At 63.5% G+C, this 10,222-nt stretch carries 13 protein-coding genes; 9 read left to right on the forward strand and 4 right to left on the reverse strand.

Annotation, left to right across the window (positions count from 1 at the left end; all coding sequences use genetic code 11):
• On the reverse strand, positions 1 to 553 hold a 553-nt coding region (locus ACIQ17_RS25520), incomplete at its 3' end, for a Bug family tripartite tricarboxylate transporter substrate binding protein (RefSeq protein WP_398472067.1).
• A 129-nt stretch (positions 554 to 682) separates the two neighbouring features.
• Here ACIQ17_RS25520 and ACIQ17_RS25525 point away from each other — a divergent pair.
• The 6 genes from ACIQ17_RS25525 (at position 683) to der (ending at position 5,361) form a co-directional block, all read left to right on the forward strand.
• Positions 683 to 1,267, forward strand: coding sequence for an NnrU family protein (locus tag ACIQ17_RS25525; protein WP_398472068.1), 585 nt, complete (start codon positions 683 to 685; stop codon positions 1,265 to 1,267).
• 4 nt (positions 1,268 to 1,271) lie between these two features.
• Positions 1,272 to 2,120: a 3-methyl-2-oxobutanoate hydroxymethyltransferase gene (gene panB / locus ACIQ17_RS25530; RefSeq protein WP_398472069.1), complete on the forward strand. Its 849-nt coding sequence runs from the start codon at positions 1,272 to 1,274 to the stop codon at positions 2,118 to 2,120.
• Between the two features lie 103 nt (positions 2,121 to 2,223).
• Entirely contained in the window at positions 2,224 to 2,478 is a 255-nt protein-coding gene (locus tag ACIQ17_RS25535) for a hypothetical protein (protein ID WP_398472070.1), read from the forward strand.
• A 183-nt stretch (positions 2,479 to 2,661) separates the two neighbouring features.
• Positions 2,662 to 3,315, forward strand: a complete 654-nt coding sequence (locus tag ACIQ17_RS25540) for a tetratricopeptide repeat protein (protein WP_398472071.1) — start codon at positions 2,662 to 2,664, stop codon at positions 3,313 to 3,315.
• Between the two features lie 58 nt (positions 3,316 to 3,373).
• The gene (locus ACIQ17_RS25545; protein ID WP_398472073.1) at positions 3,374 to 3,919 is read left to right on the forward strand and encodes a hypothetical protein; all 546 of its coding nucleotides are present in this window, start codon (positions 3,374 to 3,376) and stop codon (positions 3,917 to 3,919) included.
• A 56-nt stretch (positions 3,920 to 3,975) separates the two neighbouring features.
• A complete protein-coding gene (der, locus tag ACIQ17_RS25550) occupies positions 3,976 to 5,361 on the forward strand; it encodes a ribosome biogenesis GTPase Der (protein ID WP_398472074.1) in 1,386 nt (461 codons plus the stop codon).
• A gap of 59 nt (positions 5,362 to 5,420) precedes the next feature.
• Here der and mddA read toward each other — a convergent pair whose 3' ends face one another.
• Positions 5,421 to 6,212, reverse strand: a complete 792-nt coding sequence (mddA, locus tag ACIQ17_RS25555; protein WP_398472075.1) for a methanethiol S-methyltransferase — start codon at positions 6,210 to 6,212, stop codon at positions 5,421 to 5,423.
• Between the two features lie 24 nt (positions 6,213 to 6,236).
• On the opposite strand from mddA, the gene ACIQ17_RS25560 reads away from it, so the two are divergent.
• From ACIQ17_RS25560 to ACIQ17_RS25570, 3 genes are all read left to right on the forward strand, one after another.
• A complete protein-coding gene (locus ACIQ17_RS25560; protein WP_398472076.1) occupies positions 6,237 to 6,596 on the forward strand; it encodes a hypothetical protein in 360 nt (119 codons plus the stop codon).
• Positions 6,593 to 6,793, forward strand: coding sequence for a hypothetical protein (locus ACIQ17_RS25565; protein ID WP_398472077.1), 201 nt, complete (start codon positions 6,593 to 6,595; stop codon positions 6,791 to 6,793). The genes ACIQ17_RS25560 and ACIQ17_RS25565 overlap by 4 nt, the downstream gene beginning before the upstream one ends.
• 196 nt (positions 6,794 to 6,989) lie before the next feature.
• Positions 6,990 to 8,030 (forward strand): AraC family transcriptional regulator, encoded by a 1,041-nt coding sequence (locus ACIQ17_RS25570; protein WP_398472078.1) that lies wholly within the window; start codon positions 6,990 to 6,992, stop codon positions 8,028 to 8,030.
• Positions 8,031 to 8,154: 124 nt separating this feature from the next.
• On the opposite strand, the gene ACIQ17_RS25575 is transcribed toward ACIQ17_RS25570, so the two are convergent.
• Together ACIQ17_RS25575 and ACIQ17_RS25580 are read right to left on the reverse strand one after the other, a co-directional pair.
• Positions 8,155 to 9,258 carry a hypothetical protein gene (locus ACIQ17_RS25575; RefSeq protein ID WP_398472079.1) on the reverse strand — a complete coding sequence of 368 codons (1,104 nt, stop codon included), beginning with the start codon at positions 9,256 to 9,258 and terminating at the stop codon, positions 8,155 to 8,157.
• A 206-nt stretch (positions 9,259 to 9,464) separates the two neighbouring features.
• Positions 9,465 to 10,205, reverse strand: coding sequence for an SDR family NAD(P)-dependent oxidoreductase (locus ACIQ17_RS25580; RefSeq protein ID WP_398472080.1), 741 nt, complete (start codon positions 10,203 to 10,205; stop codon positions 9,465 to 9,467).
• Positions 10,206 to 10,222: the final 17 nt, after the last annotated feature.

The following is a 10,222-nucleotide window of genomic DNA, read 5'->3' on the forward strand; positions in this document are numbered from 1 at the left end:
CGCCGGCCTTCTGCGCGATCGCTTCCATGCAGATCTGCGACAGCGTGCCGACGCCGATCGAGCCATAGGCGAGACCCTTGTTGTCCGCCTTCGCCTTGGCGAGCAGCTCCGCCACCGAATTGACGCGAAGGCTCGACGGCACCGCGAGCGCGCTCGGCAGCTGCGTCAGCAGCGTGATCGGTGCGATGTCCGTATCAGGATTGTAGGGCAGCTTCGCAAACAGCAGCGTGTTGATCGCCAGCGGTCCGCCGAGCGAGATGCCGATGGTCGCGCCATCCGGCGCCGCCTTGGCAATCGCATCGGTGCCGATATTGCCGGAGGCGCCGGGCTTATTCTCCACCACGAAATTGGTGCCGGGATGCCGCGCAGCAAGGCTGTCCGCCAGCACGCGGCCGACGATGTCCGGGCTGGCGCCGGGGCCGAACGGCACGATGATGCGCACGAATTTCGGTGGCCAGACGGCTTGCGCGGAGGCGGCATTCGGTACGGCCAGAAGCAGCAGCGCGGCAAGCGCGCCGCGCATGCGGGCAGAGGTGGTGGCGTTTCGCAGCATTGCGCGTTTCCCCAGAAAAGTGATACCGGACGTCGTCCCGCCCGGCCGTAAAACGAGCGGGACCATAATTGGAATTTCAGGGCGAGCAACCCATCCGGCACGCAACCGCCCTGCGAGAGGACGACGATCATGGGCTTGAGCGTGATGATCCTTGGCCTCGTGCTGTTTCTCGGCATCCATCTCTTCATCACGAAACGCGATGCGCGCGCCGATCTGATCGCCCGGATCGGCGAGGGCGGCTACAAGATCGCCTTCTCGCTCGTCTCCGTGGTCGGCCTCGCGCTGATCGTCTGGGGCTATGCCAGTTACCGTACCAATGGCTGGATCGATGTCTGGTATCCGCCGGTGGCGATGAAGCACATCACCATTCTGCTGATGCTGCCGGCGGTGATCATGGTCGCTGCCTCCTATATCCGCGGCCGAATCTACACCACGCTGAAACATCCGATGCTCGCCGGCATCAAGCTGTGGGCGCTGTCGCATCTGCTCGCCAATGGCGATCTCGGCTCGATCATCCTGTTCGGCTCGTTTCTCGCCTGGGCGGTGTTCGATCGCATCTCGCTGAAGCGTCGTCCCGACAGCGGCGCGCCGCCGATCCCGGTGGGCGGTGTCGCCAATGATGCGATCGCCGTCGGCGTCGGTGTCGTCGCCTATCTTGCCTTGGCATTCGCCTTCCACCCGGTGGTGATCGGCGTGCCTGTGTTCGGAGCTTGAGACCATGTCCATTCAGTCAGCTGTCAAACGCAAGACCGCCCCCGATATCCTCGCGCGCAAGAATGGCGAGCCGATCGTGATGCTCACCTCGTATCACGCGCATACGGCCTCGCTGGTCGATCGCTATTGCGATGTCATTCTCGTTGGTGACTCGCTCGGCAATGTGATGCACGGCTTCGAGACCACGGTGCCCGTGACGCTGGAGATGATGATCCTGCAGGGCCACGCGGTGATGCGCGGCTCGAAACAGTCGCTGGTCGTTGTCGATATGCCGTTCGGTTCTTACGAGGCGTCGAAGGAGCAGGCGTTTCATTCGGCCGCGCGCATCATGAAGGAAACCCATTGCGGCGCCGTGAAACTGGAAGGCGGCGCGCGCATGGCGGAGACGATTGCGTTTCTCACCGAGCGCGGCATTCCCGTGATGGCGCATATCGGCCTGACGCCGCAGTCGATCAATGCGCTCGGTTCGTTCCGCTCTCAGGGCAAGGACGAAGCCGAGGCGCTCGCGCGCGGCGAGAATGTGCGCGGCCCGATTCAGAATGACGCGATCGCCGTCGCCGAAGCCGGCGCCTTCTCCGTGGTGGTTGAGGCGGTAGCCGAACCGGTCGCGCGAAAAATCACGCAGACGATTGCGATCCCGACCATCGGCATCGGCGCCAGCTCGGCCTGCGACGGCCAGGTGCTGGTGCTGGAAGACATGCTCGGCCTCAATGCCCGGGTGCCGAAATTCGTGAAGAAGTACGGCAATCTCGGTTCCATGATCGAGGAAGCCATCGAAGGCTATGCCAACGAAGTACGCTCGCGCGCGTTTCCGGGGCCGGAGCATGTGTATGGTGGCAAGCCGAAGGCGTGATGCGTCCTGCCTCTGAGTTGCCACAAGATTCGCGCGCAGATCGGGGAATTCGGCGCGCAATTCGGTGTTGAAGGTTCGGGGCTGAGATCGAAGGACGGTCGCCATGAAGGTCTTGAAACTGCTCGGCTTTGCCGCCGCGCTGGCGCTGCTGCCGCAAGCCGGCCACACAGAGGACGCAAGGCGGCCGCAGCACGACCGGCCGCGCGCCGAGCAGCCGCGCCAAGTCGTTGATCCTACGATAGTTATGCGCGGAAACGCGGCGCTCGGCGGCAACAATGCCAATTCCGCCTTCGGCGACAACAGCGCCAACTCCAATGCCAATGGCCGCACCAGCGGCGGGGCAGGCGGGATGAACTGACGCGCGCGAATTTGGTTTGCGCCTTCAGCGTTTCGGGATAACACCTTGATCGCCAACGCCTTGATCGCGTTGGCTTTGCCTTGCCAATGCCATAACGCTAGGGTATCGCCGCCGCGATGCGCGGGCGAATGCCCCAGCGCCGCTCGGGGTGAGCGCGGCCGATCCGTACCAGGAAATCTCTAAGTGTCTGAATTATTTAATGAAGTCGACGAGGACCTGCGTCGCGAGCAGCTCAAGCGGATCTGGGAAAAATATTCCCTCCTGATCATTCTGGTCGCCGTTCTCATCGTCGGCGGCGTCGGTGGCTGGCGCGCTTACTCCTATCTGGAGGGCAAGAAGGCTGCCGAAGCGGGCGCGGCCTTTGATAAGGCTTCGGAATTGTCCGAGCAGAACAAGCCGGCGGAAGCCGAAGCCGCCTTCACCAAGCTCGCTGCCGAGGCCCCTGCGGGCTATCGCACCATGGCGCGCCTCCGCGCCGCCGGTGAAGCCGCCAAGCGCGATCCTGCGGCTGCCGTAAAGCTCTATGACGAGGTCATCGCGGACAACACCGTGGGCGCCAACGAGAAGGATCTCGCCCGCGTCCGTGCCGGCACTTTGCTCGTGGAAACAGCGGCTTATGATGCGCTGCTGGCGAAGCTCGAGCCCGCCACATCGGCGACCGGCACCTATCGCCATTCCGCCCGCGAACTGCTCGCGCTGGCTGCCTGGAAGGCCGGCAATGCCGCCGATACCCGCAAATGGGTCGAGGCGATCTCCAACGACAACGATACGCCATCCAGCATCCGCACCCGCGCCGAGTCGCTGCAGGCGCTGCTGCCGCCCGCGGCCAAGAGCTAAGCTGCGCTGAGCCGCGGCCGTCCGAACGAATTTGAGTGAGATGCCTATGCGCTCGTCGATGCAACGTCTTGTTTCCGCTGCTGTTCTCGTCACGCTCGCCAGCGTGCTGACGGGCTGCGGCGGCGCGTCGAGCTGGGATCCGTCGGATCTGCTCGATTTCATGGACACCAAGAAAAAGCTGCCCGGCGACCGCAAGCCGGTCTTCCCCGAAGGCGTTCCGGGCCTCGAGCAGGGCGTGCCGCGCGATCTCTACAAGGAAAGCGTCCAGCGCCAGCAGGCCGAACAGGCCGCCGCTGCTGCAGCCGCCACAGCCCCGCCGCCACAGGCCGCGCCAGGTGCACCGACCGGCCGCAAGGCCACAAAGTCGCGCAGCCGCGGTGATGTCGAGGTCGGCAATGTCCGCCAGGACGGCGCGCCCGATGCAGCCGCTGCGGAAGAGGGCAGCGCTGCCGGCGTCGCGCAGCCGCCAGCCGGCCGCAAGATCACCCGCCGCCGCACCACCGCGCCGCCGGCTGCGGAGCCGGCTGCCGCACCGGCTCCGCAGCAACAGCAGCCGTCGTCGGCATTCCCGGCGCCAATGCCCTCGGGAAGCTTTTCGCGTTAAGCTCGCGCAACACTGCGCAATCGACAGGTCGTCCGTAACGGCCGCACGGATCACCTATGTCTTACACGATCGCCATTATCGGCCGGCCCAATGTCGGCAAGTCCACGCTGTTCAACCGTCTCGTCGGGCAAAAGCTGGCGCTCGTCGATGACACGCCGGGCGTCACCCGCGATCGCCGCGAGGGCGCAGCCAAGCTCGGCGATCTCGAATTCACCATCATCGACACCGCCGGTCTCGACGAAGGTGCCAAGGGCTCGCTCACCGCGCGCATGCAGGAGCAGACCGAGACGGCGATCGAACTCGCTGATGCGCTGTTCTTCGTCATCGACGCGCGCATGGGCCTGACGCCGAACGACCGCGCTTTCGCCGATTTCGCGCGTCGCGCCAACAAGCCGGTGCTGCTGCTCGCCAACAAAAGCGAGGGCAAGCATGGCGAAGTCGGCGCGATGGAAAGCTACGCGCTCGGCCTCGGCGATCCCATCCAGATCTCCGCCGAGCATGGCGAGGGCATGGGCGAGCTCTATGACGAGCTTGCCAAGCTGATGCCGGAGCCAATTGAGGAAGAGGACGAAGAGGAGCCGATCGCGGAGGAGTGGAGCGATGAAGAGATCGCCACGCGCCCGATCCGCGTTGCCATTGTCGGCCGTCCCAACGCCGGCAAGTCGACCACCATCAATCATCTGCTTGGCGAAGAACGCCTGCTGACCTCGCCGGAAGCCGGCACCACGCGTGACAGCATCTCCGTGGAGGTCGACTACAAGGGCCGCTATTTCCGCATCTTCGATACCGCCGGCCTGCGCAGGCGCTCGCGCATCGAGGAGAAGCTGGAAAAGCTTTCCGTCGCTGACGCACTGCGCGCTGTGCGCTTCGCCGAAGTCGTCGTGATGATGATGGACTCGCAGAACAAGTTCGAAGAGCAGGATCTGCGCATCACCGACCTCGTCGAGCGCGAGGGGCGTGCGCTCGTCCTTGCCGTCAACAAGTGGGATCTGGTCGAGAAGCGCGGCGGCATGATCGGCCAGCTGCGCACCGAGGCCGATCACTGGCTGCCGCAGATCAAGGGCGTGCCGATCGTCGCGATCTCCGGCCTGATGGGCGAGGGCATTGATCGCCTGATGGCGGCGATCCAGGACGCCTACAAGATTTGGAATCGCCGTATCGCCACGGCTGCGCTGAATCGCTGGTTTGAGGACGCCATCTCGACGAACCCGCCGCCGGCGGTATCGGGGCGGCGCCTGAAGCTGAACTACATCACCCAGACCAAGGCGCGTCCGCCGAGCTTCGTGGTGTTCTGTTCGCGCGCCGATGCGGTGCCGACCAGCTATCTGCGCTATCTCACCAACAGCATGCGCGAAGCTTTTGAGCTGCCGGGCACCCCGATCCGCATCACCCTGCGCGAAAAGGCCAACCCGTTCGCGCACAAGCGCAAGCGGCCGAATTGATCGAGGCACTTCGATGCTGGATCGCCACCACGCGATCCAGCATCGGTCCGGTCCATCCATTATCGCTCGGTGGTGAGCTCGACAGGCTTCCTTGGCGTCGATCTGACGACACCACTCGACTTCCGCCACGGGATCAGCATCGACACCCGTTCGCGGTAGCGGCGGTAGTCGTCGCCGAACAGGTCGACCAGGTCCCTTTCCTCGAAATAGATACCGACGAAGATGTAGCCGGTGGTCACAGCGGCGAAGAGAAAATGTCCGACGGTCATGGTCGGCGCCGCCCAGAACGCGATGATGAAGCCGAGATAGATCGGGTGCCGCACGAACTGGTAGTAAAGCGGCGTGCGGAATGTCGGTGCTGATGGATTCCGCTTCGACAGGTTCTGGATGACCTGCTGCAGTCCAAACAGTTCAAAGTGGTTGATGAGGAAGGTGCTGGTGAAAACGATGAGCCAGCCCAGCAACGACACGCCCGTGATGACCGTGGCGAGTTGTTCGTTGCGGATATGCCAGATGATGGCCGACATGGGCTGCCATTGCCAGAACAGCAACACCAGGGACAGGCTCGCGAGCAGCACATAGGTGCTGCGTTCGACCGAGGCAGGAATATACTGGGTCCACCAGCGCTTGAACGATTTTCGCGCCATGACGCTGTGCTGAACGGCGAAGATCAGCATCAAGGCGAGATTGACCAGCAGGGCCGTGGCCCACGGCCCATCCAGTCCGGTGTCGATGTGTTTCGGGACGATCAGGCGATCGACGAAGCCGATCGCATACAGAATGGTCGCGAAGAAGATCAGATAGGATATCAGCCCATAGAACAAGACGAGGAGGCGGGTCATGTGAGGCATCCTTGTGTGTGACGTGGTGGTTCGATGAAAGGCGTTCCGGATATGGAGTTCATCTCAGGCACCGTCTTCGGACGGGCCGTCGCGGGCGTCGTGCTGTTGCTGAAGACGTTTCGAGTCCGTGATCGCGACCTGCAGGGTCAGCCGGCGCTGCTGTGGATCGGCGTTTGCGCGGATATCAGAACGGCCGAGGACTTCAGGCGGCAGCGAGGTGACTGTTCGCGCTTTGCTGATGCCGTGCCGGACTCCAGCGTCGTTCCTGAACATGCGGTCAATGCTCCGATGCCGATCAGCGCGCCGGTCGTCAGCACGCGGAAGCGCAGACCCGTCCTTGCCTTGATCCTGCGCGCAATCGACCATGGATCGGCGCCCGCGGCGTCGGTATGAAGTGGATCGACATCGCGCCCGTCGAGTTCGCGCCGATGACCATTCAAATCTGTGATGGGGCCGCGGGCGCGCGTTGCCGGTGTCCGTTCGGTTGCCGTGTCTCGGGCATGCCGGTGCCGGAAGAAGCGGTGCGGATCGGTCCTGAGAGGCGTCGTCAGAAAATCGGCGATGGCTGCGCGCGACAAGCCGGATTTTGACAGCGACTTGTCATCGACATGGATCAGGCGTGCGATCGCCTGCCGCATCAGAGCGTGTCCGGCCAGTCGAAAGCCGCGATCGACCGCCTTGTTCAACCATTTCTTGGCCATATTCTTGTCCATCGTTAGAGCGCGATGCCGCAGTGGACATGCCTGTGTGGGGCTGCGGACCGTGATCGGAGGTTCAGAGCCTCACATGATCGAGACACCGCCATCATTTGCAGAGACACCGGATGTCGATCTCGGCGGTCAGGTGCTAGCCGATGTCCTGCGGTCGGTGCGGCTCAGCGGTGCGGTTTATCTGAATGCGAGTCTGACCGAGCCATTCGGACTCATCAGTCCGAAGCATTTCGACGAACACACGCCGATGGCGCATCTGCGCCATGTCAGTATCTTTCACCTGGTTGCCGCGGGCGAATGCGTGGTCGAACTGGCCGATGGCCAGCGATATACGATCCGCGAAGGCGATATCATGCTGATGCCGTTTCCAGACACGCACCGGTTCTATCGGGGCGATGGCGGCGCCATGGCGTCGGCGCAGGATCTGGTGCGTGCAGGTTCACTGCCGGGCATGTGGACGATCGAGCATGGCGGCGGCGGTCAGGAAACCCGCATGGTTTGCGGTTTCATCGAGTCGTCGGAACTGCTGCATTCCCCGGTGTTCCGCACATTACCGCAATTGCTGATCGATCGCGCCGGCGAAGGCCGGGTCAGCGCGCTGCTGACAGGGATGGTGAGGGAGATCGTCACGCTGACGAATGAAGCCATTTCCGGCAGCGAGATCATGCTTGGGCGCTTGATGGAACTGTTGTTTGTGGAAGTGCTGCGCCGCTATGTGTCGGCACTGCCGCCGAGCGCACAAGGCTGGTTCGCCGCATTGAACGACCCCGTGCTGGTGCGCGCGATGGAGCAGGTCCATGGCAATCCGGCACGCCGCTGGACAGTGGATGATCTCGCGCGCGAATGTGGTACGTCCCGGACGGTGCTTGCGGAGCGCTTCAACGACGTCATGGGGCAGGCGCCGATCGAATATGTGACGGGGTGGCGGATGCAGCTTGCTGCGGAGAGGATGCGAGCGGGAAGCGATAGTCTCGCCGTCATTGCGGGCGACATCGGCTATGAATCCGAAGCGGCCTTCAATCGGGCTTTCAAACGCGTGACCGGCGTCGCGCCGGGGCGTTGGCGCGAGGGGGCAAAATCGGCGCGGCCTTATCCGAAGCCGATGCGACGCGGATGAATGCGTCGCCTGACCCGCGGATGTTCGAGCGTTGCGCGGCGCCAATCAAGGTGCCGCGCTCCTCATCGCTGATCTGCATGGCCGGATATGCCGGCGCGCGAACGGACCGGATCCATGCGCTCCATTACTTCAACGCGTCGGACACCAGCTTGAACTTCTGGATGCGCTTTCCGGTATCGACTTCGGCCGTGTAGACATTGCCCCTGGCGTCGACGGCCATGGCGTGGATCCAGTGGAACTGGCCGGCATTGCGGCCACTCCTGCCGAGCGTGCCGACGACCTTGCCATCTTCGCGATTGATGACGCGGATCTCGTTGTTCTCGCCATCCGCCGTGAGCAGCCAGGTCTGTTTCGGATCGGGCCACACCGCGAGATCCCACACCGCACCATTGCCGAGCGTGGCCTTCTCGTAGAACCACTCCTTCACGAATGAGCCGTCCTTCTTGAACACCTGCACGCGGTTGTTGATGCGGTCGCAGACATAGACGAGCCCGTCGCTGGCGAGTTTGACGCAGTGAACGGGATTGGCGAATTGCTGTGACACCGGCGCGTTCGGATCATAGGGCGCCTGCTTGTCGTCATTGGGCTTGTTGCCATAGGCGCCCCAGTGCCGCTTGTAGGCGCCGGTATTGGTATCGAACACGATGACGCGGCGATTGCCGTAACCGTCGGCGACATAGATCTCGTTGGCATCCTTGTCGATGGCGGTCTCGGCGGGCTTGCCGAGCTGAGTGGTGTCGTTGCTGCCCTTGCTCGGCGCGATCTTGCCGATCTGCATCACGAACTTGCCGTCGAGGGTAAATTTCAGGATCGCATTGTCGTTGGCCTCGTTGCCGCCGACCCAGACGAAGCCATCATCGCTGACCTCGATGCCATGCTCGCGGCCGACCCATTCATAGCCTTCGCCGGGGCCGCCCCACGAGCGCAAGAGGTTGCCCTCGGCATCGAATTCCAGAACGGGCGGCGCGGAGATACAGCATTTCGAGCGCGGTGGATTGAGCGAGGCGCCTTTCTCGTCATCGGTCAGCGACTTGGGGCGATGGATCACCCAGACATGGCCGTTCTTGTCGGTGGTGATGCCGCCGACCTGGCCAAGGATCCAGTTGTTGGGAAGCGGTTTGGGCCAGGAGGCCTCGACTTCGAAACGGGGAATGTCGGCGGCGTGGGCGGAAAAGGCGGCGAGGGTGAGTGTTGCAGCAAGTGCGAACGCGCGCAGGCGTGACGCCATGACGACCTCCCTATGTGATGCGGGTTTGTCCCGCTTGGGAGGAAGTGTAGCCCGGATGGGGCGGAGTGCAACGTGTGAGATTTGCAAGCGACGCAACACTCTCATCTGTCGTCACCCGGCTTGACCGGGTGACCCAGTAAACTCCGCACCGACAGTGTTTACTGGATCGCCCCCGTCAAGCGGGACGATGACAGTTCGAGAGTGGCTTACGACGGTGCGTGAAAGCCCATTACCTTGCCGGTTCTGTAGTCCACGAACTTCCCCGTCTCCGACCACGACGGCAGGCACAGCGGCACGATGGCGTCGGCCGCTTGCGCTGGCGTATCGAGGGTTTCCGGATCTTCGCCGGGCATCACGATGGCGCGCATATGGGTGCGGATCGGGCCGGGGTTGAACAGGTTGACGCGCAACGGCGTCGTCGCGGTCTCGTTGGCCCAGACGCGCACCAGCGCTTCCAGCGCGGCCTTGGAGGCGGCATAGGGGCCGCGATATGCGGACGCCTTGTTGGCGGTGCCCGATGTGACGAACACCGCGCGGCCCGCATCGGACTGCTGCAGCAACGGCTCCATGCAGCGGATCAGCTGGAAGTTCGCATTGACGTTGACGTCCATGGTCTCGTTCCAGGATTTCGGCTCGATATGGCCGAGCGGCGAGGAGGCGCCGGCAACGCCCGCATTGCCGACCAGAATGTCGATCTTGCCGTGGCGCTCATGGAGTGCGGCCCCGAGGCGCGCAACGCCGTCCCAGTCGGTGACGCTGAGCGGCACCAGCGTGGCGCTGCCGCCTTCCGCGGTGATGGCGTCGTCGAGTTCTTCGAGCCCGCCCTGGGTACGCGCCACCGCGATGATGTGCGCGCCGGCTTTGGCCAGCGCGATGGCGGTCGCATAGCCGATGCCGCGCGAGGCGCCGGTGACGAGAGCGATACGGGAGGCGAGGGGTTTTGACATCACAACACTCTCAGCGT

The organism is Tardiphaga sp. (assembly GCF_044340795.1).
Taxonomy (GTDB): Bacteria; Pseudomonadota; Alphaproteobacteria; order Rhizobiales; family Xanthobacteraceae; genus Tardiphaga.

Bases quoted from the DNA above. Each gene is read 5' to 3' on its own strand.
- ACIQ17_RS25525 (WP_398472068.1), top strand. From the start codon at position 683: ATGGGCTTGAGCGTGATGATCCTTGGCCTCGTGCTGTTTCTCGGCATC.
- panB (WP_398472069.1), top strand. From the start codon at position 1,272: ATGTCCATTCAGTCAGCTGTCAAACGCAAGACCGCCCCCGATATCCTC.
- ACIQ17_RS25535 (WP_398472070.1), top strand. From the start codon at position 2,224: ATGAAGGTCTTGAAACTGCTCGGCTTTGCCGCCGCGCTGGCGCTGCTG.
- ACIQ17_RS25545 (WP_398472073.1), top strand. From the start codon at position 3,374: ATGCAACGTCTTGTTTCCGCTGCTGTTCTCGTCACGCTCGCCAGCGTG.
- der (WP_398472074.1), top strand. From the start codon at position 3,976: ATGTCTTACACGATCGCCATTATCGGCCGGCCCAATGTCGGCAAGTCC.
- mddA (WP_398472075.1), bottom strand. From the start codon at position 6,212: ATGCCTCACATGACCCGCCTCCTCGTCTTGTTCTATGGGCTGATATCC.
- ACIQ17_RS25560 (WP_398472076.1), top strand. From the start codon at position 6,237: ATGAAAGGCGTTCCGGATATGGAGTTCATCTCAGGCACCGTCTTCGGA.
- ACIQ17_RS25565 (WP_398472077.1), top strand. From the start codon at position 6,593: ATGAAGTGGATCGACATCGCGCCCGTCGAGTTCGCGCCGATGACCATT.
- ACIQ17_RS25570 (WP_398472078.1), top strand. From the start codon at position 6,990: ATGATCGAGACACCGCCATCATTTGCAGAGACACCGGATGTCGATCTC.
- ACIQ17_RS25575 (WP_398472079.1), bottom strand. From the start codon at position 9,258: ATGGCGTCACGCCTGCGCGCGTTCGCACTTGCTGCAACACTCACCCTC.
- ACIQ17_RS25580 (WP_398472080.1), bottom strand. From the start codon at position 10,205: ATGTCAAAACCCCTCGCCTCCCGTATCGCTCTCGTCACCGGCGCCTCG.